Origin of the sequence: Streptococcus sanguinis (genome assembly GCF_019928825.1) — a bacterium.
Lineage (GTDB): Bacteria > Bacillota > Bacilli > Lactobacillales > Streptococcaceae > Streptococcus > Streptococcus sanguinis_L.
The window spans coordinates 15,033-36,395 of the sequence record NZ_JAHZOP010000007.1 but is presented as its reverse complement, the minus strand read 5'-3'; the positions used below and the strand labels follow the sequence as shown (position 1 = coordinate 36,395).

Sequence of the window (21,363 nt, the reverse complement as noted above, 5' to 3'; positions counted from 1 at the left end):
ATAAAATTACAAAGATTTTACAGTTATATTAGCCCGATTTCCCAGCTTCGTCCGAAACCGCTTTCTCTTTTTTGGCAGTTGCTTTCTTGTCTTCCTTAGCCTTCTCCTCCTTCTTAGAAATGGTAAAAGTAAAGGAATAGGAATGCCCGCTGCTGAGCTGACTGCTGATTTCCAGTTCCTTCCCTTTCTTACGGTAGACCGCCTTGCCCTGCTCAAACTCCATCTCACCGCTATCATCCTTGGCTGTAGTTTTTGTCAGAACTGCCATTGCATAGGCTTCCGTCCTTTCCCTGTTGAAAAGCTGCAAACGCTGACTGCTGACTTGACGGTTGAGATAAAACTGCAGGAGCAGGCTAAAGACAGCGGCCATCAATAGCGCATACAGTAAAATCCCAGCCTCAACTTTCTTCTTCCACACGATAGACGAACTCCCTCTCTAAGCCTTTTTCAAAGCGAAAATGAAGATGGACAAGCTTACCGTCCTGACGCACATCAGCTGCTTCCAAACCATAAATCATAGGCTGGTAGCCGCGACCGCTCTTATCTGTTTTACGGAAATCATCTCCCTTAGATTTACCCAAGGCCAAGTCCCTGCCATCCTGTCTGATGTAGATTTTGTTGTCTTCAACCTTATCAAATTGACTTCGCGAAAGCTCCGTTTCCAGTTGGTCGGCAAACAAAAGCCACTCTTGCTGTTGATTGTTCTCCTGCTGATGCAGTTCTGAAGATAAGAGCTGGGTCATAGCCTGGAAGACTAACACCCCGCCACTGAGAACCAGCAAGGCAACTAAAGTCTCCAAGAGAGTAAAGGCCTTGACTTTAAGGTTTTTGGACACGGATGACTACCTCCCCTTCGTGATAGACTAGCAGCTGCTTATCTGTCTTAAGCTGACGCACAGCAATTCCATTGATATGAAGCTCTTCTTGTCCTGTTTGCAGGGCCATACGAGCTACCCGAAGCACCTCTTCCTGCTGCAGAAGGATCTGCTGCTCTTTACGAGACTGGCTAATCTGTCCCAGAAGCAGACTGGCAATGGCCGCAAAAATTGCCATGGCAACCAGAGCTTCCAGCAGAATGCTAGCCTGAAGCCGTTGTCTTTTTAAACTTGCCATTTCCCATATAAAGCTGGTAAACAACTGTCCTGTCCTCCGTCTGAAAAGTAATTTTGCTGAGTGATGAATTCCCGCCAGCCCGGTCAAACAGAATGACCTGCTGCTCATGTTCCTGCAAAGTTTGTGGAAAGTCCAGCTCTTGATAGCCATTGGAAATCTGCCGTCCCGAAATCTTCAGAGAAAGCTTCTCATGACCGGCTACGCTCAGTCTCTGCGTCTCCTGGTAGAGCCTCTCAAACTCTAAAAAGAAGAGTTGCTCTTGAACCTGATTGAAGCCAGCCCTGACCGAGCCAGATAAGCCCAGTAAGAGAAAACTCACAACAAAAAGAACGAGGAGACTTTCCAGCAGCGTAAAAGCCTTAATTGGCAACTGCTTGAGTTTCGCCACTGTGTTTTCCATAGTAAGCCTTATATGAATCCGCCTGCTTCTGGCTGATATTTCCTGCGCTGACTAGCTTGCTTAGGCTAGCCTTTTCATTGGTATTCTTCAGTTCATACAATTCCGCCTGGCTTTCTACTACCTTGACCACCGCTGCCGTTCCTGTATCTGAGACAGCATCTTTTTGCTTGGTCAGATTAGGCACAAAGAGCAGCAAGAGAACGCTGATAACCAGCAAGACAATCAGCATTTCCACAAGGGTAAATGCTTGAACTTTTAAGGTATTAAGTTTTTTCATTACAAATGAACCTCCATATTCTGATAAATGGGCAAGAGCATTGCCGCATAAAGTAAAACAATCACTAAGGCAACAAAAATAAATACTAAGGGCTGAATGAAATTCATGGCTCGGTTGATACGTAGGAAAAATTCCTCCCAAGTCTTTTCAGCATAGACTTCCAGTTCACTCCCCAGCTTGGACTTTACCTCACCATACTCGATCATCAGGGACAATTCTTTCTTAAAGAAAGAATAGCTTGCCACCTTGTCCGCATAGCTTTGACCGCCTTGCAAAGCTGCAGCCATATCTTCTCCGATTTCCTGAAAGAGCTGGGAAGGCTGCTCCTGCATAATCGCAAAAATCTGACTCAGTTCCAAGCCCTGGCCAATCATATTTCCCCATTCACGAGCATAATAAGCGGTCAAGTAAGCCTGTACCAAACGTCCAATAAATGGCAGAGCTGCTAGTTTGCTGAAAAAACGAATCTTGGAAGACTTTCGATAGTAAAAGACAGCCAATGAAACCAAGACAGCTAAAGCAAAGCTGCTCCACAAAAAGATCTGAGGCAGGTGATTAATCAGCCGGGTAGCTAGATTCTGGCTGTCCAATTGAGGCAAAAGATAGTTGCGTAATCCCAACATGATAAGGACCAAAAAGCCCAGCAGCATGAGAGGATAGGTCCCTACCTCTATCAATTTTTTCTTAACCTTGGACAGATTTTCCAGATAGGTCTCAATCTTGCCCAGACTAAGTGTCAGATTGCCATGTAGCTCAGATAAGGACAGCTGGGTTACAACGCTGTCGGAAAATCCCAGTCGACTGACAATCTCTGAAAAGGACTGACCAGCTGACAAGCCTGCCCGCATTTCAGTGACATATACTTCCTCCAGCAAGGCACTTCGCCTCAGAAAGTCTACAATCTCTGCTAAGTGAAAACCGCTGCTAAAGAGATTATGAAAGAGCTCAATAATCCTTTTCTGCTTAGGCGTAGACAATTTTTTCTGTCTGCCTTTGCTCAGCACTGATATGTCCTTCTGCAAAAAGCTGATCAATCTGCTGATTCCAGACTGCGGCTTCGTGCTCTTGATAGTTTTGACTGACAAAATCAACGACACCTCCTCCCCCGATTAAACGCTGGTAACAAACACCTTGAAGCACCATTCTTAGCTCGTCCTCACTAACGCCTAATTCCAAAAGCCGCTCATAGACACCGCGAACACTCTTGGCATGAATTGTTGAAAAGACCGTAGCTCCGGTCAAACTTGCCCTAACCACTGCTCTAGCTGTCTCTCGATCACGGATTTCCCCGATAATCAAGAGATCCGGCCGATGTCGCAGAGACAGCTTAATTAGACTGTCATAAGTCATACCAATGGTTTCGTTCAGTTGCAGCTGCAGCATAGTCTCTTGCTTAATCTCAACCGGATCTTCAATCGACATAACCTGCTGGCCAAAAAATTTGAGCTGAGCCAAATGATACATCAAGGTCGTCTTGCCGCTGCCGACCGGACCCGAGAAAAGATAGAGACCGCGAGCCTGAATTTTCTTGCGCAGCTCCGGCAATTGCTCAAACCAAAAGCGCAGCTCCCTGTCTTCATCATGCAGGAGTCGGATGACCAGACTTTCAAAACCACGGTAATCCCCAACTGACGACAGCCGGATTGAAACCTTGGCTTCCCCACAGTCATAATCGCAAGACCCCAGCTGACTGCGGCGCTTCTCTCCAACATTCATACCTGCGACAAACTTAAAGTGGCTGATAACAGCTGACAGAATCTCAAAATCATAAGTCTTTATAAAGCGGCGTTCATCACCGATTCTCATATAAAGCTCATAGCAAGTAGTCTTAGGAATGAGGTAAATATCCTGCGCCCCTTCTTGCCGAGCCTGCCTGATCATTTCTTTTGCAATTTCTTGAACCATACATCCTCCTCCTCACCTTACTATTCGCAAAAAATCCAGAAAAAGAAAAAACAGCAGAAGAAACTTAACTTATAACAAGTTAGGTCTCTTCTGCTGCTCTATTATCAGATTTGCAAAATATATTCTGTCGATTTAAAGAGGCTTAGCGGATTTTAGTTTGACTGAGCAAGCTCGGTGCTTTTCAAGGCCGTTCTGCTTAGTATAGCCTGGCCGGTACTTGCTCTGAGGAATCTGGCAGTCATTCTCCAGCAAAAACAGCGAGTGATACTGCTGAACATTCTCATCACATTCCTCGCACCAGCGCTGATCCTCCGGATCCCAAAAAATTGTCATTAAATCACTGCGGCTCTTATACAAAGGTGACTGCTCTTCCATTTGCAGCCAGCGGCTTTTATAATACTTAAGGGCTTCATAATAATCATCGAACTGCTTTTTTGCAACGATATCATCTTCCCAGCCATCTAGGAACCACCACGGTTCATAGTCCCCGTACATCTCAATTACACAATACATACTCGTCCTCTCTTTGTACCGTATATTATATATGAATTCTTTGACGAACAAAACTATTTTGCTCAAAATCAGAAAACAAGAACTTTATTGGAACGGAGGCAAGCACATCGCTCTTCATAATATGAAGAGTAACCTCATGGATAGTGTTCTTAACCATGCGAACAAATAGTGTTGGTCCATTTGCACATACGACAGGTTTCTCAACATCTAGAAACTGGGTAAGTCCTGATTTAGCATAAATACAAGCTTTCTATTTTGACAATTTCTGAAATAAATCTCAATCTTTTTCTTCAAAAAAGGTGAGACAAATATCATTTTGTCCCACCCTATTGTCTGCATCATCTTAAGCAAAATTTTCATCTTACTCGTTTCTGCATTATAAAGTTTCTAAAGCAATCATCGTTGTCACAGCTGCGTCATAGTAATTATCTGACGGCAAACCTTGCATGAAGAGATATTTATTCTGCTGCACCAATTTGCGGAATTCCATATTGTTGTTAGCCGCGTAGAATACCGGAGCGGTAAAGCTGCCAGCCTGATTACTATTGAGAGCTTTACCTTTCAGAGTGTAGCCCGCATAGATCTTTTCTTGACTGAGGAAGAAGTTTAACATCTTCTTCAGCATTTTTTGACTTTTTTCATCCTTGCTTTGAGCCAAGTTGTAAGGAAGTCGGCAGGCATTATAAGAATAATAACCATCATTTGCAGACTCAACCGTATCAGCATCAGCTGCCCGAACTTTGTCGCCTTCAACCCAGATAAAGTCTGGTATCAAACCAGTCTTGTTATCAGCGCTGATTGCTTCAAGTTTGCTGAGCATGTTATCCCGGATTGTCAGCCACTGCTTATCCTTTGTCAACTCATAGAAAGCTTGGAACTGCTGCGGCAATGTATCAGAAGTCCGCATGAGATTATAAAATTTCGATTCTGCATTCGCCCAGTTCCCAACCGTCAAAACGCCGTTGCTTTCATTATAGTTATATGCCAAGACATCTTTCAGAATAGCCTGAGCCTGGGCTTGGTATTCTTTAGCCTTGTCTGGCCACTGCTTAGCCGCCTGAATCAAAGCATAGGCAATGTAGAGATCGCCATCTGTAGCATTGTTTTCGTCTTCATGATTGCTCTTTCCGTCCTTAATCGTCTGTTTCCAAGACATGAGCTGGGTATCTTTCAGACGATGAGCTAGATAATATTGGTAGAGCTTTTCAAAATCAGCCGAACTGGCATCGCCTTGCTTAGCTGCATCCACAGCAATCACCATGCCATAACCCTGTGCCTCAGACAGCACAACATCTTCAGTCTTACTGTTTGTCGTCCTGATATAAGACAATTTGTCCTTGGTTACGACATATTCTTTAGACCATTGGCTGTATATCTTCTTTTTGATATTAGGAGTACTGCCCATGCGGGTGTACAACAGGATACCAGCCAAAACAGCCAGAATTGTCACAAACCAAATAAATCTTAATCTTGTTCTTTTCACACTTTCTCCTAACCTGCAAATCGTTTTGTTTTAACCCACTTGGTTTCTTTCCTCTTCAAAATCTTGTCCAAGATAACAGATCCTACTGCATCTAAAGAAACAACGATAAAGAGCTGAGAGTAAGTCAAATAGGACACAAGAGCCAGCCAAATCTGTTTGGTGGTCGCCTGTCCAAACTGAGAAGCCAGGGCGATATTGATCTGCAAAAGATAAAGCAAAATCATCAGAAGCCAGTTAAAGAGCATCAGCTGGACGATATAGATATTCTGAGCATCAAAAGCGAAAGGAATCCGCACATCCGGTATAAAGAGCTGGGTAATCATCGCCGCTACATTGGCAAAGAAAACCAAGTCAGATAAGACAATCGCCAAATTAAACCAGAAGAAGATACAAGAATAATTAAACACTTCCAGCTTCACGCGCCAGTTACCGCCGCTAAAAAGATGCTTGAAGTTGGCAAGAACCACCTCGTAATTCCCCTTAGCCCAGCGCTTACGCTGCATGTAGTAAGACTTGAGGGTTTCTGGCTCTTGTTGGAAGGCCTCTGAGTTATAAGCCAAAGCAATCAGCTTGCCGCTCTGCATAATCTTAAAGGAAATTTCCGTATCCTCTGTCAAGGCACCATTTTTCCAACCACCAATACTCTTAACAAACTCAGTGTTAATCAAGAAGTTCGTACCTGGAATCCGCCCAATCTTAAAGAGGTGCCACATACCTACGTGGTAAACACGCTGAGTTACAACGATTTCTTGGTTGATACAACGTGTCAGGAAGTTCTGATTGGCATTCCGAGTCTTGTTGCGTCCAAAGGAAGCAACGTGGCGTTCTGGATCTTCCAAAACTTTCTTGACTAGGAAGTAAAGAGCATTCTTCTCTGGCATGGCATCCGCATCATAGACACAGATATATTCACCCTTGGCCATCTTCAGGGCGTCATTCAGCACCCCTGCCTTACCTCCCGTACCAGTACGGTCTGTAATTGTAATATTGCGTCCAGCGTACTCAGGCATAGCCTGAACTTTCAGCATTTCTTGATAAGTGTCATCCGAGCAGTTGTCCGCAAAGAGCAGAACTTCCACTCGGTCATGAGGATAGTCCAAGTCCAGAATGGCCTTAGTTGTCTGAGCGATAACCACATCTTCATTGTGGGCTGGGACAACGACAGTAACCATAGGATAATGTTCCAATGGGCTGGTATCCACGTTGAAGTCACTGCGTTTCATCCAGAAATGCACGGAAGAGCATAGAATAACCAAGGCCCAAGCCAGAGACATCCAGATGGAGAACAGAGTGACAATCATAATAAGTTGACTAATCATGACGAGTCACCGCCCTAAAATTTTTATTGACCCGATTGTAAATAACCAGATAATAAATGAAGAGGACCAAAAAGCTAATAGCAAAAAAGATACTTAGCACCATAGAGATGATAAAAAATACTTCTGTTAAAGACATGTGTTTACCTCCTAGTATTCTACGATAATGTCGGTTTCAAGCTGACGCTCCAGATTGCTCAAAGCGTCATCAAAATTATGGAATTTGTCAATATTTTGAGCATTCAGTTTTAAACTACCGGACTGAAACTGAATTTTTTGGTCAGTTTTCTTATTCTCAAAGTGCATCATCGTTAAATCGTCACGCACTTTCTCTTGGAAATATTCCTTGACTTCCTGATCCAGATCTTCTACCAGAACGAGAAAGTTACCATTGGATACATAGTAAACTGTTTCTACATTCTGGAAGTCCCAGTTAAGCAGTCGTAAAATTCTCTTGAGCATCCGCTTGTACTCCCGAGAGTGAATTTGATAAAAATGATGATTGTGTGCCCAATGGACCAACAAGGCCTGAAAGGCTGGAGCTTGTTTCTGATTTACTTTCTGAACCATTTCTTCATAGGCCTCAGCAGCATCTTCACTGTCATCCTGCACTAATCCCAAGCGCTGATGAAGATAGAAATTCACTCGGCTGGTCAGCCAAGCACTGACAGGGAAGACATAAAGCAAGAAGAGAACTTGATTGTCTGGTAGGTAGGTTACATCAAAGAGCAAGATCAGAGTTGCGATAACCACACCCAGAATCATAGCCCATGTCACCAAGAGATCAGATAGGACAAAGACACTAAAGATACCTAATAAAATCAGCGCGATTCCGATATAAAATATGTTAGCTGCAAAATTCCAACTGTAGAAAAGAATTAGTCCAATTGCCAGTACAAAGACTGCTAATGATTTTTCTAGTCCTTTTTTCCTAAACATTTTTTACTCCTGTCTTAAATTCTTTCGGCCTAGCCGTCTGCTTAAAATAGTGAGCTATTGCTTGAGCAATCCGCTCAGAAGCCTTACCGTCACCATACGGATTGCTGGCTCGGGCCATTTCCTGATAGAGTGACTCATCTGTCAGCAGGGCTTCCATCGCCTCTGCTACTGCTTGAGTTTCTGTACCGACCAGCTTTAAGGTGCCGGCTTCAACTCCTTCTGGTCTCTCTGTTGTATCACGAAGTACCAGTACAGGCTTACCTAAGGAAGGTGCTTCCTCTTGTACTCCGCCTGAGTCTGACATGATGAAGTAGCTTTTAGCTGCGATATTATGGAAATCCAACACATCTAAAGGCTCAATCAGATGAATTTTCTCATTGTCACTCAGAATTTCTCTAGCCGCTTCCTGAACCGCTGGGCTCAAGTGAACGGGATAGACAATTTCTACATCATCATGGGCATCTACAATCTGCCGTAGAGTTCGAAAGACCCTTCTCATCGGCTCACCTTGATTTTCCCGGCGATGCATGGTCACCAAAATCATCTTGCGAGCTGGATTAATACGGTCAAGCACCTCGTGATGATAATCAGCTTGGACGGTCAGCTTGAGAGCGTCGATAGCTGTATTCCCTGTCACAAAAACTGTTTCTGCCGGATGGTTTTCCTTGAGCAAGTTAGCCTTACTCTGATCCGTTGGTGCAAAATACAAGTCGGTCAAAGAGTCGGTCATCTGACGATTCATTTCTTCTGGGAAAGGAGAGTATTTATTCCAAGTCCGCAAGCCAGCTTCTACGTGGCCGATACGAACTTGATTATAAAACGCTGCAAGACTAGCTGCAAAGGTCGTTGTCGTATCACCGTGCACCAGCATAATATCTGGCTTGTTTTCCTTTAAGATATCATCCAGCTTATGCAAGATCTTGACAGTAATATCTGTCAGGGTTTGATTCTTCCCCATAATATCCAAATCATAATCAGGCTTAATCTTAAAAGTTTCAAGTACCTGATCCAGCATCTGACGATGCTGAGCAGTCACAACTGTTGTTGTCTCAAACAAGTCTGCCTGCTTCTTCAGTTCAATAACCAGTGGAGCCATCTTAATTGCTTCTGGACGAGTTCCAAAAACAACCATTACCTTAATTTTCTTCATTTTTCCTCACCAAAAATCAACATTGTTATATTAACTTTTTACTAAAAAATGTTTGCTTTAAGCAACCTTAGTTATTTTACCATCAAGCGTTTCAATAATCAAAGCATGAACTATTATTTTATACTTTCTTAATAGTAATTTACATGTTGGTAACTTATTTAAGATTATTTTAATTTTCTTAACTTAACTGTAACTTAAAATTACTGAAATTTTTCGGTTTTCTCAAAAAAATAAATAAAAAGGAAAGAACTTATAGGCTTAAAGCCCTGTTTTATGCAGAATTTTGTGTTTTTTACCTATATTTTTTAATCTTTATTCATTGTAATAAAATATTATTCTATTTGTAATCTAATTGTTTTCTATTCTTTATATTTCAAAATCCTCCCTTCATGAATGAGCTAGCTGGATAAATGCCAGCTATCGTTCTCTATAACCTCCGACCACCACCATTAAAACCAACCTCCTCTTTTTTTAAATTTCAAACCTCTCCTCCTACTATTTTAGGATTTTTAAAATAATATAACCTAGCGCTATCATACTACAAAAAACCAGCTACCTCCCTGATTAAAAATAAATATGGCATCTCGCATCATAGAAAAACTGAAACAGGAAATCTTGAATATTTCTTCTATAGTTGTTTATCCATAAAGGAGAACTTAAAAACAACTTTCTAAGTATGTTATAGGATAATATTTAGTTGCGAGCAAGAAATTATCGGCTGCAAGAAAAAATCCCTCCCGATTTTCGGGAGGGAAAGTTCTTTATTTAAGAACAATATTTTCTTCAGTTTCAAATCCACCTGGCAGTTCTGTCACTTCGTCGATAATTTCAACTTCATTGACAGCCTGAGGCTCCAGATTGCGGTAGCGGGCCATACCAGTACCAGCTGGGATAATCTTACCGATGATAACATTTTCCTTAAGGCCAAGGAGATGGTCTTTCTTACCACGGATCGCAGCATCTGTCAGGACACGAGTTGTTTCCTGGAAGGAAGCTGCAGATAGGAAGCTGTTTGTCTCAAGGGAAGCCTTGGTGATTCCCATGAGGACTGGACGAGCTGTCGCAGGTACACCGCCTGAGATAACCACATCACGGTTAGCATCTGTAAAGTCAGTGATATCCATGAGAGTACCCATGAGGAGATCTGTGTCACCTGGATCCATGACGCGCACCTTGCGAATCATTTGACGAACCATTACCTCAATGTGTTTGTCGCCGATTTCTACCCCTTGGCTGCGGTAAACTTTCTGTACTTCAGCAAGCAGGTAAGTTTCAACAGACAAGACATCGCGGACAGCCAGCAAGTGCTTAGGCTGGATAGAACCTTCAGTCAAGGCAGCACCACGAGAAACTTGGTCGCCCACTTCTACCTTCATGCGGGCTGTAAATGGTACCACATATTCACCTTCGCCAGTTTGGCCTTTAACAAAGACCTTCTTGGTACGAGTAGATGCATCTTCTTCGATAGCAGTAACTTCACCCTTGACTTCAGTGATGACCGCTTCCCCTTTTGGATTGCGGGCTTCAAAGATTTCTTGGACACGAGGAAGACCTTGCGTGATATCGGTATTAGAGGCAACACCACCCGTGTGGAAGGTCCGCATGGTCAGCTGTGTACCAGGTTCCCCGATAGACTGGGCAGCGATGGTTCCGACTGCTTCACCGACTTCAACCGCATCACCCGTTGCCAAGTTGATACCGTAACAGTGACGGCAGACACCGTGGCGGGTGTTACATGTAAAGACGGAGCGGATTGTCACTTCTTCAACACCAGCATTAACGATTTCACGCGCCTTGTCTTCTGTGATCAATTCATTTGGACCAATAATGACAGCACCAGTTTCTGGATGTTTAACTGTTTTCTTAGTGTAACGACCATTGAGACGCTCTTCCAGAGACTCAATCATTTCCTTGCCTTCTGTGATAGAAGTGATGAGCAAGCCTCGGTCTGTACCACAGTCATCTTCACGGATAATCACATCTTGGGCAACGTCAACCAGACGACGAGTCAGGTAACCCGAGTCGGCTGTCTTAAGGGCCGTATCGGTCATACCCTTACGAGCACCGTGGGTTGAGAAGAACATTTCCAGAACAGACAGACCTTCACGGAAGTTAGACAAGATTGGCAATTCCATGATACGTCCATTTGGCGCAGCCATCAAACCACGCATACCAGCCAACTGAGAGAAGTTAGAGATGTTACCCCGGGCTCCAGAGTCCATCATCATAACGATAGGGTTCTTCGGATTCTGGTTGGCAACCAGACGTTTTTCCAATTTCTCACGAGCTGCCCGCCACTCAGCAGTAACTGCATTGTAGCGTTCGTCATCAGTAATCATACCGCGGCGGAATTGTTTAGTAATTTGTTCAACACGCTTGTGGGATTCTTCAATAATCTCAGCCTTGTCTTCAACAACTGGGATATCAGCGATACCCACTGTCAGACCAGCCAAAGTAGAATGGTGATAACCCAAGTTCTTCAAGCGGTCAAGAAGAGCAGATGTTTCTGTGGTACGGAAGCGTTTGAAGATTTCCGCGATGATATTCCCAAGATTTTTCTTCTTAAACGGAACATTGATCTCAAGCTGCTCAATAACTTCCTTGATGTCTTGTCCTGACTCCAAGAAGTACTTAGCTGGCACACCTTCCGTCAAGTTAGCATTAGTCGGCTCTTGCAAGTAAGGCAATTCCTCTGGCATGATTGCGTTAAAGAGGATTTTACCAACAGTTGTAATCAAAATCTTATGCTTCTGGTCTTCTGTCCAAGGCTTATTAAGACTGTCTGTTGCGATACCAACACGAGTATGCAAGTGAACATAGCCATTACGGAGAGCCATCACCGCTTCATCCATATCCTTGAAAATCATGCCTTCGCCTTCGCGGCCAGCTTCTTCCATGGTCAGGTAGTAGTTCCCCAAGACCATATCCTGAGAAGGTGTTACAACTGGTTTACCATCTTTCGGATTCAAGATATGTTCAGCAGCCAGCATGAGGATACGAGCTTCAGCTTGGGCTTCCTCTGACAATGGTACGTGGATGGCCATTTGGTCACCGTCAAAGTCGGCATTGTAGGCTTCACAGACCAGTGGATGCAAACGCAGAGCTTTACCGTCAATCAGAACTGGCTCAAAGGCCTGAATTCCCAGACGGTGAAGGGTCGGTGCGCGGTTGAGAAGCACTGGGTGTTCCTTGATCACTTCTTCCAGAATATCCCAGATACGCTCATCTCCACGCTCTACCAAGCGTTTGGCAGCTTTAACGTTCTGCACGATATCGCGAGCAACGATTTCCCGCATCACAAACGGCTTGAAGAGCTCAATCGCCATTTCACGCGGCACACCACATTGATACATTTTCAATGTAGGACCAACGGCAATAACGGAACGACCTGAGAAGTCAACCCGTTTACCCAGCAAGTTTTGACGGAAGCGGCCTTGCTTCCCTTTGAGCATGTGGCTCAGAGACTTGAGTGGTCGGCTGCCTGGTCCCGTGATTGGACGACCACGACGACCGTTATCAATCAAAGCGTCAACCGCTTCTTGAAGCATCCGCTTCTCGTTTTGAACGATAATACCAGGGGCGTTGAGTTCCAGCAAGCGAGCCAAACGGTTGTTCCGGTTGATAACACGGCGATAGAGATCATTAAGGTCAGAAGCCGCAAAACGACCACCGTCCAGCTGAACCATTGGACGCAAATCTGGCGGAATAACCGGCAGGATATTGAGGACCATCCATTCTGGCTTATTGCCAGACTTGTAGAAGGCATCCAAGACATCCAAACGACGGACAGCCTTGATCCGTTTTTGACCTGAAGCAGTTTTCAATTCTTCTTTGAGGACAGCAATCTCAGCTTCCAAGTCCACTTGTTTCAAGAGGTCTTGAATAGCTTCTGCTCCCATTTTGGCTACAAATGAGCCTGCACCGTACTCGCGTAAACGTTCACGGTACTCACGCTCCGTCATGATGGACTTGTGCTCTAGCGGTGTATCCTTAGGATCAATCACCACATAAGCGGCAAAATAAATGACTTCTTCCAGGGCACGTGGGCTCATATCCAAAGTGAGCCCCATGCGGCTTGGAATTCCTTTAAAGTACCAAATATGTGAAACAGGAGCCTTCAATTCGATGTGGCCCATACGCTCACGGCGAACCTTGGCACGGGTTACTTCAACACCACAGCGGTCACAGACGATTCCTTTGTAACGAATCCGTTTGTACTTACCACAGGCACATTCCCAGTCCTTGGTTGGACCGAAGATCACTTCGTCAAAAAGGCCTTCGCGTTCTGGTTTCAGGGTTCGGTAATTGATTGTTTCAGGTTTCTTCACTTCCCCATAAGACCATGAACGGACCTTATTTGGAGAAGCTAGGGTGATTTGCATACTTTTAAAACGATTTACATCAACCACTATTTCTTACCTTTCTTCATTTTCTAATCAGTGTCTATTCTTATTCTTTTCCTTCAGCCTCAAAAGCTGCTTTCGCTTCTTGAGCTGCTTTTTCACGCGCTTTCTCAAGATCGTCAACGTGAATCACATCATCATCTTCACCTTCGTCTAGGTCACGCAGTTCTACTTCATTGTCATCTTCATCGAGAACGCGCATATCCAGACCAAGAGATTGCAACTCTTTGACAAGAACGCGGAAGGATTCTGGCACACCTGGTTTTGGAATTGGTTTCCCTTTGGTAATAGCTTCATAAGCCTTCAAACGTCCATTGACATCATCTGACTTGTAAGTCAGGATTTCTTGCAGAACGTTAGAGGCACCGTAAGCTTCCAAGGCCCAAACTTCCATCTCACCAAAACGTTGTCCACCAAACTGAGCTTTACCTCCGAGCGGCTGTTGGGTAACCATTGAGTAAGGACCTACTGAGCGGGCATGGAGTTTATCATCTACCATGTGGTGGAGCTTGATCATGTACATGACACCGACGGATACACGATTGTCAAACGGCTCACCGGTACGTCCGTCATAAAGAATAGTCTTGGCATCACTATCCATACCAGCTTCACGGACTGTATCCCAGAGGTCTTCTGAGCTTGCTCCATCAAAGACTGGTGTTGCAATATGGATGCCCAAGTTACGTGCTGCCATACCAAGGTGAAGCTCCATAACCTGACCAATGTTCATACGAGATGGTACCCCGAGTGGGTTCAACATGATATCAACTGGTGTTCCATCTGGCAAGTAAGGCATGTCTTCCACAGGAACGATACGGGATACAACCCCCTTGTTTCCGTGACGACCGGCCATCTTATCTCCGACCTTGATCTTACGTTTTTGAGCGATGTAGACGCGAACCAGCATATTAACGCCAGATTGCAGTTCATCACCATTAGCACGGGTAAAGATCTTCACGTCACGAACCACTCCGTCGGCACCGTGTGGCACACGCAGAGAGGTATCGCGGACTTCACGAGACTTGTCACCAAAGATGGCATGAAGCAGGCGTTCTTCAGCAGAAAGGTCTTTTTCACCCTTAGGAGTGACTTTTCCGACTAGGATGTCGCCTTCCTTGACTTCCGCCCCGATGCGGATAATACCCATTTCGTCCAGATTGCGTAGGGCATCTTCCCCTACGTTTGGAATTTCGCGGGTAATTTCTTCTGGGCCAAGCTTGGTGTCGCGAGTTTCTGATTCGTATTCTTCCAAGTGAACAGAGGTATAGACGTCGTCTTTCACCAGACGCTCACTCATGATAACCGCATCCTCGAAGTTGTAACCTTCCCATGTCATGTAGGCAACGATTGGGTTTTGTCCCAAGGCCATTTCTCCATTTTCCATAGAAGGTCCGTCAGCAATAAAGTCGCCTTTTTCAACGACATCGCCAACTTTTACCAAGGTACGTTGGTTGTAAGCAGTTCCCGAGTTAGAACGGCGGAATTTTTGAATTTGGTAAACGTCGAGAGAACCATCTTCGCGGCGGACTTCAACCTTGTCTGCATCCGCATAGGTAACCTTACCATCATGCTGGGCAATGACCGCTGCACCAGAGTCGTGGGCAGCTTGGTATTCCATACCAGTACCGACATAAGGCGCTTTTGGATCAATCAAAGGCACAGCCTGACGTTGCATGTTGGCACCCATGAGGGCACGGTTGGAGTCGTCATTTTCCAAGAAAGGAATACATGCTGTCGCTACGGCAACTACCTGCTTAGGCGATACATCCATGTAGTCTACTTGGTCTGATGGGAATTCTTGGTTATTACCTTGGTGGCGTCCCATAACGATAGGCTCTGCAAAGCCACCTTTTTCATTCAGCTTAGAGTTGGCCTGCGCTACGATAAATTCATCTTCCTCATCAGCTGTCAGCCAAACGATTTCGTTGGTTACTACGCCAGCTTCACGGTCTACTTTACGGTAAGGCGTTTGAATAAATCCGTATTTGTTAAGGTGTCCATAAGAAGACAAGTTATTAATCAAACCAATGTTTGGTCCTTCAGGCGTTTCAATCGGACACATACGACCGTAGTGAGTATAGTGCACGTCCCGCACTTCATAGCCAGCGCGGTCACGTGTCAAACCACCAGGTCCTAAGGCAGAAAGACGGCGCTTGTGAGAAAGCTCAGACAGCGGATTGTGTTGGTCCATGAACTGAGACAATTGTGAAGAGCCAAAGAATTCTTTAATGGCTGCAGTCACTGGACGGATGTTGATGATTTGCTGTGGAGTTAGTACTTCGTTATCCTGAACAGACATCCGTTCACGAACATTACGCTCCATCCGAGAAAGTCCAAGACGGACTTGGTTAGCCAAAAGCTCACCAACAGCACGAATACGACGGTTCCCCAAGTGGTCAATATCATCTACACGACCGATACCTTCAGCCAAGTTGAGGAAGTAGCTCATCTCAGCCAAGATATCAGCTGGTGTCACGATCCGAACCTTGTCAGACGGATTTGCATTACCAATGATGGTCACAACGCGGTCTGGATCAGTCGGTGCCACTACCTTGAACTTCTGCAATTCTACAGGGTCTGTCAAGACAGCTGAGTCGTTTGGAATATAAGTGATTTTGTTCAAACCATTATCCAGCTGCTCTGCAATGCTGTCAATCACACTGCGGGTCATAACTGTACCAGCTTCAACTAAGATTTCTCCAGTTTCAGCATCTACCAATGGCTCTGCAATGGTTTGGTTCAGCAAGCGTGTCTTGACGCTGAGTTTCTTATTAATCTTGTACCGACCAACTGCTGCCAAGTCATAACGATGCGGATCAAAGAAACGCGCTTCAAGAAGGGAACGAGAACTTTCAGCCGTCTTAGGCTCACCTGGACGAAGACGCTCATAGATTTCTTTCAGAGCTTCATCTGTACGGGAGTCCATTGGGTTCTTGTGGATATCTTTTTCAATGGTATTGCGCACCAAGTCGCTGTCACCAAAGATGTCCAAGATCTCATCATCACCTGAGAAACCAAGCGCACGCACCAGAGTGGTAAATGGAATCTTCCGTGTCCGGTCAATACGAGTGTAGGCAATGTCTTTTGAGTCTGTTTCCAACTCTAACCAAGCACCGCGGTTAGGAATAACCGTTGAACCGTAGCCAACTTTTCCATTTTTGTCAACTTTATCGTTAAAGTAAACCCCTGGAGAACGCACCAACTGGGATACGATAATCCGCTCACCACCATTGATGATAAAGGTCCCCATTTCAGTCATGATTGGGAAATCACCAAAGAAGACTTCCTGAGTCTTGATTTCACCAGTTTCCTTGTTAATTAGACGGAAAGTCACAAAGATTGGCGCTGAATAGCTGGCATCGTGAATACGTGCTTCTTCTAGCGTATATTTAGGCTCACGGATTTCATAGCCGACAAATTCCAATTCCATGGTGTTGGTAAAGTTTGAAATAGGAAGTACATCTTCAAAGACTTCCTTCAGACCATGATCCAAGAAATCTTGGAACGAATCCGTTTGGATTTCAATCAAATTTGGTAAATCAAGAACTTCCTTAATTCTTGAAAAACTACGACGGGTACGGTGTTTCCCGTATCGAACTTCATGTCCTGCCAAGTTTTTACTCCTTTATGATAAGATACTAAGCCCTTGATAAAGTGAGAAAAGACGTATCTTTTTCTCAACGCTTTGAGGGCGAGTTCTGTGAAATGTTTTCAGAGGAAAATCCTCTGTCATTTACAATGCTGCAAAACAGCCACAATCAGTCCCTTTTGTTCAATTTTCAGAAAAATTAAATTATGGTTACATAATCCATTTTTCCTAAAAATAGGCACAAAAAGAGCAGCTAAATCTGACTTATTCAAGTTTGATTTAACTGCTGTAAGCTTCTATTTGGACAATATTTCAAATAAAGCACACGACAAATTATTGTTATCATTATACCTTATTTAGCTAGAAATTGCAAGGATTTCATCCGCTTTCTGAAAAGTTAAAACTATTCTTGATGCGCTAGTTCCCTTGCCGATTATTGTTAGAATTGGAACTGGAATTAGAATTAGAGGTAGAACCGCCCAGAATAGCTGACCAAGCTTTTTGATAATCCGAATCTGATGCCCCGATACCAAAGCGGTAGGTCGTGGTCGGAGCACCATTTTTAGCCCAATAGCTAGGCACTGTCGGGCCGCTGAGATTAACAGAGCGGCCGTTTACCGTTACTGTACCTGGCTTTTCCCCTGTGGACTTGAGTACATCAGACTTAATCACACTCGGATCAAGAGTGAACTTATCACCAACACCCCAGGCATTTGGATCTGCCTGATAGATAGCATCTGCCATATAGGCCATGTAGGAGGCGTTATTATTATAACCAGTCAACGCCGCCATAGAGCTATTATCATCATGACCGATCCAGCCTCCCAAAGTCATCTTAGGAGTAGAAAGCATCAGCCACATATCGCCGTTGGTGTTGGTTGTTCCAGTCTTACCAATCCAATCGGCTCCAGCCAAGGTTCCATTGACCTGACTGATTCTGGATTTATAGGTCGTAGTAGCCCCAGAATTGATAACTCCCCGCATGAGCTCCTGCATAATCGTAGCCGCTGCTGGACTGTAAATCTGAACAGGATTGGCCTTATGCTGGTAAATCACCTTGCCATCTCGGTCTGTGATTTTTTCAACCATATATTTTTTCTGGTAGGTTCCATTATTAGCCAAGGTTTGGAAACCATTGGTATGCTGAGCTACAGATACTTCAATTCCCCCGCCCATAGGCAGACTCTCAATGCTGTAGTCATCAATGTAATAGCCCATTTTTTCCATATAGCCACGGACATTGACACCTTTTTCGCGTAATCCGCGGTAAGTCCAATAAGCCGGGATATTCCAAGAAGTATTGAGCGCTTCTTGCAGGTCCATCATGGCTGTACCACGGCTGTCCACGTGCATGATTGGATCGCCGCTTGAAAAGTTAGTTGGATAATTGGAAAGAACGCTGGCACTACCCATCAGACCTTGGTCAATAGCAATCCCATAAGCAAGAATCGGCTTAATAGTCGAACCCGGTGATCGTTCCGTATCAAAGGCGTGATTGTTCTGATTGGAAGCATAGTCTCTGCCTCCTACAAAGCCAATCACAGCACCGGTTTTATTATCCAAGAGGACATTTCCCACTTCAACTGCGCCAGTTCCGTCGTCCAAGATGCCGCCATAGTTGGCTACTGCATTTTGCATAGCCGTATGAATGTTCTTGTTAATTGTGGTGGTGACAGTATAGCCGCCATCGCTCAGTTCCTTAGCGGCCAATTCCTTGTAGGCTTTGACAGTGTCATTGTTTTTCAGCTCTTGCTGAGAAACATTATCCCGCTGAATCAAGTACTCGTACATGGTCTGCTGAGCTTCTTCAATCGCTGTGTAATAAAGGTAGCCATGCGAAGATTTTTCCGAGCTTTCAGAAGGCTTAAAGTCCTTGGTTAAGTCGTAGTCCTTGTACTCCTTGTACTCTTTCTCGCTTAGATGGCCCGTCCGGTACATATTATAGAGCACATCCTTGGCACGTTCCAAGCCCAGAGCCATATCCCCTTCACTCTTGAGACTGCCATCCGCTGCATAAGGCGAATAAACAATCGGGCTCTGTGGCAAGCCGGCAATAAAAGCAGACTGGGGCACAGTCAAATCCTTAGCAGAAACACCAAAAATCCCTTGAGCTGCTTCTTCCACACCGGCGATATTCTGCCCCTTATTGTTGCGCCCAAACGGCGAAACGTTCAAGTAGGTCGTCAAAATATCATCCTTGGACATGTAGCGCTCCAAAGCCAGCGCATCAACAATCTCCGCTGCTTTCCGCTTGAAAGTCGGTGCATCGCCCACCACCTGCTGCTTGATCAACTGCTGGGTAATGGTTGAACCCCCGCTAGAAGATCCAACTCCGACAACAGATCCGAGCGTAGCCCGAAGCACAGCCTTGGGCACCACTCCGTTATGCGTTTCAAAATTCTCATCCTCTGTAGCGATAACGGCTTTTTTTACATTTTCAGAGATGGCGTCACTCTTGACCGGGATGCGGAGCAAATCATTGTCCACTTCTGCAATCAAGCTGCCATCGGCATAGGTAAGCTTAGAAATACCAGAGATATTATTCACCTGCTTGACCAGCTCTTCTTGCTTGGGCACTTCAACCTTACTGAAAAGACTAGCTGCATAGCCTATCCCAATCCCAGCACCGATTACGGCACCGAAGAAGATAAACACAAAAGCCATATTCATCAGAAGTTTAAAAGTCCGCAAGAAAACAGCAAAAACATCACTGATAGACCAGCCGTTGTTACCACTGCCGATTTTCTTGCTCCATTCTGGAAGATGTATTTTTTTGATAAACTGCTGGGCTTTTCCCCAGAACTCTTTTAATTTTTCTATTAATTGTTCCAAGTTCGATTCTCCTTGTTATCTTCCCATTATACCAAATATCTATGATTTATTTCAAGGAATCATTGCTATTTAAAAGCTTTATGATACAATAGAGTAACATAAATTTAAAATATAGATAAGCCAATTTCTTGGCTTTTAGAATAGGAGAGACATGATGCACATTTTTGATGAGCTAAAAGAACGTGGCTTGGTATTCCAAACCACTGATGAAGCAGCTTTACGCAAGGCCTTAGAAGAAGGACAAGTCTCTTATTATACCGGATACGACCCAACCGCGGACAGCCTGCACCTAGGCCACTTGGTAGCCATTCTGACTAGCCGCCGCCTGCAACTAGCCGGACACAAACCCTACGCTCTGGTTGGAGGAGCAACTGGATTGATTGGCGATCCATCTTTTAAGGATGCTGAGCGCAGTCTCCAAACCAAGGAAACCGTGGAAGGCTGGGTAAAATCTATCCAAAATCAGCTTTCTCGTTTTCTGGACTTTGAAAAAGGTGATAATAAGGCCGAAATGGTCAATAACTATGACTGGTTCAGCAGCATCAGCTTTATCGACTTTCTGCGCGATGTCGGCAAATACTTCACTGTCAACTACATGATGAGTAAAGATTCTGTCAAGAGCCGGATTGAGACAGGGATTTCCTATACAGAATTCGCCTACCAGATCATGCAAGGATATGACTTCTATATCCTAAATCAAAACCACGGCGTAACCCTACAAATCGGTGGTTCTGACCAGTGGGGTAATATGACAGCAGGTACAGAACTCCTGCGCCGCAAGGCTGACAAGACTGGCCATGTGATGACCGTTCCGCTCATTACCGATGCTACTGGCAAAAAATTTGGTAAGTCAGAAGGTAATGCTGTCTGGCTCAATCCTGACAAGACTTCTCCTTACGAAATGTATCAATTCTGGATGAATGTCATGGACGCAGATGCTATCCGCTTCCTGAAAATCTTCACCTTCCTGTCCTTGGATGAGATTGAAGAAATTCGTCAGCAGTTTGAAGCAGCACCACACGAACGCTTGGCTCAGAAAGTCCTAGCTCGCGAAGTGGTCAGTCTGGTTCACGGTCAAGAAGCTTACCAGGAAGCCCTCAACATCACTGAGCAGCTCTTTGCTGGAAATATTAAAAACCTATCTGTCAAGGAACTCAAACAAGGTCTGCGCGGCGTGCCTAACTATCAGGTCCAGGTAGAAGACAACCTCAATATTGTAGAACTGCTTGTGACAGCCGGCGTGGTAAACTCAAAACGTCAAGCCCGCGAAGACGTCCAAAACGGCGCTATCTACCTCAATGGTGAGCGCATCCAAGATTTAGACTATGTTCTCAGCGACTCAGATAAACTGGAAGACGAGCTGACAGTTATCCGCCGTGGTAAAAAGAAATACTTTGTCCTTACCTACTAAAGATAAAAATCCGATTACCTGAATCGGATTTT

Annotated in this window: 17 protein-coding genes; 1 reads left to right on the top strand and 16 read right to left on the bottom strand. The window is 44.6% G+C overall.

Features of this window, described 5'->3' with window-relative positions; translation table 11 throughout:
- Window positions 1-28: 28 nt before the first annotated feature.
- The 16 genes from comGG to pbp1b all read right to left on the bottom strand — a co-directional run bounded on the left by comGG (window position 29) and on the right by pbp1b (window position 19,920).
- Window positions 29-418 carry a competence type IV pilus minor pilin ComGG gene (gene comGG / locus K1J09_RS11505; protein WP_223322838.1) on the bottom strand — a complete coding sequence of 130 codons (390 nt, stop codon included), beginning with the start codon at window positions 416-418 and terminating at the stop codon, window positions 29-31.
- Window positions 399-836, bottom strand: coding sequence for a competence type IV pilus minor pilin ComGF (gene comGF, locus K1J09_RS11500; RefSeq protein ID WP_002901713.1), 438 nt, complete (start codon window positions 834-836; stop codon window positions 399-401). The genes comGG and comGF overlap by 20 nt, the downstream gene beginning before the upstream one ends.
- Window positions 820-1,113: a competence type IV pilus minor pilin ComGE gene (gene comGE, locus K1J09_RS11495; protein ID WP_002898637.1), complete on the bottom strand. Its 294-nt coding sequence runs from the start codon at window positions 1,111-1,113 to the stop codon at window positions 820-822. Before comGE ends, comGF begins: the two co-directional genes overlap by 17 nt.
- Window positions 1,079-1,513 carry a competence type IV pilus minor pilin ComGD gene (gene comGD / locus K1J09_RS11490; protein WP_032913508.1) on the bottom strand — a complete coding sequence of 145 codons (435 nt, stop codon included), beginning with the start codon at window positions 1,511-1,513 and terminating at the stop codon, window positions 1,079-1,081. Before comGD ends, comGE begins: the two co-directional genes overlap by 35 nt.
- The gene (gene comGC / locus K1J09_RS11485; RefSeq protein ID WP_002896769.1) at window positions 1,473-1,790 is read right to left on the bottom strand and encodes a competence type IV pilus major pilin ComGC; all 318 of its coding nucleotides are present in this window, start codon (window positions 1,788-1,790) and stop codon (window positions 1,473-1,475) included. Before comGC ends, comGD begins: the two co-directional genes overlap by 41 nt.
- Window positions 1,790-2,824 carry a competence type IV pilus assembly protein ComGB gene (comGB, locus tag K1J09_RS11480; protein WP_263281113.1) on the bottom strand — a complete coding sequence of 345 codons (1,035 nt, stop codon included), beginning with the start codon at window positions 2,822-2,824 and terminating at the stop codon, window positions 1,790-1,792. The genes comGC and comGB overlap by 1 nt, the downstream gene beginning before the upstream one ends.
- Entirely contained in the window at window positions 2,754-3,695 is a 942-nt protein-coding gene (gene comGA / locus K1J09_RS11475; protein WP_223322250.1) for a competence type IV pilus ATPase ComGA, read from the bottom strand. The genes comGB and comGA overlap by 71 nt, the downstream gene beginning before the upstream one ends.
- Window positions 3,696-3,827: 132 nt before the next feature.
- Window positions 3,828-4,208, bottom strand: coding sequence for a DUF1033 family protein (locus K1J09_RS11470; RefSeq protein ID WP_223322252.1), 381 nt, complete (start codon window positions 4,206-4,208; stop codon window positions 3,828-3,830).
- A gap of 376 nt (window positions 4,209-4,584) precedes the next feature.
- Window positions 4,585-5,691 (bottom strand): glycosyl hydrolase family 8, encoded by a 1,107-nt coding sequence (locus tag K1J09_RS11465; protein ID WP_049547810.1) that lies wholly within the window; start codon window positions 5,689-5,691, stop codon window positions 4,585-4,587.
- A gap of 8 nt (window positions 5,692-5,699) precedes the next feature.
- On the bottom strand, window positions 5,700-7,010 hold the full coding sequence (locus K1J09_RS11460; protein ID WP_002901729.1) for a glycosyltransferase family 2 protein: 1,311 nt from the start codon (window positions 7,008-7,010) through the stop codon (window positions 5,700-5,702).
- Complete coding sequence (locus K1J09_RS11455) at window positions 7,003-7,146, bottom strand: hypothetical protein (protein WP_002896778.1); 144 nt, start codon at window positions 7,144-7,146, stop codon at window positions 7,003-7,005. Before K1J09_RS11455 ends, K1J09_RS11460 begins: the two co-directional genes overlap by 8 nt.
- An 11-nt stretch (window positions 7,147-7,157) precedes the next feature.
- On the bottom strand, window positions 7,158-7,946 hold the full coding sequence (locus K1J09_RS11450) for a hypothetical protein (RefSeq protein ID WP_002896779.1): 789 nt from the start codon (window positions 7,944-7,946) through the stop codon (window positions 7,158-7,160).
- The gene (gene wecB, locus K1J09_RS11445) at window positions 7,939-9,096 is read right to left on the bottom strand and encodes a non-hydrolyzing UDP-N-acetylglucosamine 2-epimerase (RefSeq protein ID WP_223322836.1); all 1,158 of its coding nucleotides are present in this window, start codon (window positions 9,094-9,096) and stop codon (window positions 7,939-7,941) included. The genes K1J09_RS11450 and wecB overlap by 8 nt, the downstream gene beginning before the upstream one ends.
- A gap of 761 nt (window positions 9,097-9,857) precedes the next feature.
- Entirely contained in the window at window positions 9,858-13,505 is a 3,648-nt protein-coding gene (gene rpoC / locus K1J09_RS11440) for a DNA-directed RNA polymerase subunit beta' (protein WP_223322834.1), read from the bottom strand.
- 40 nt (window positions 13,506-13,545) lie between these two features.
- A complete protein-coding gene (rpoB, locus tag K1J09_RS11435) occupies window positions 13,546-17,112 on the bottom strand; it encodes a DNA-directed RNA polymerase subunit beta (protein ID WP_002896783.1) in 3,567 nt (1,188 codons plus the stop codon).
- 393 nt (window positions 17,113-17,505) lie between these two features.
- Window positions 17,506-19,920: a penicillin-binding protein PBP1B gene (pbp1b, locus tag K1J09_RS11430; RefSeq protein ID WP_011836352.1), complete on the bottom strand. Its 2,415-nt coding sequence runs from the start codon at window positions 19,918-19,920 to the stop codon at window positions 17,506-17,508.
- Between the two features lie 154 nt (window positions 19,921-20,074).
- Here pbp1b and tyrS point away from each other — a divergent pair, with 154 nt between their 5' ends.
- On the top strand, window positions 20,075-21,331 hold the full coding sequence (gene tyrS, locus K1J09_RS11425; RefSeq protein ID WP_032912136.1) for a tyrosine--tRNA ligase: 1,257 nt from the start codon (window positions 20,075-20,077) through the stop codon (window positions 21,329-21,331).
- The last annotated feature ends 32 nt before the right edge of the window (window positions 21,332-21,363 follow it).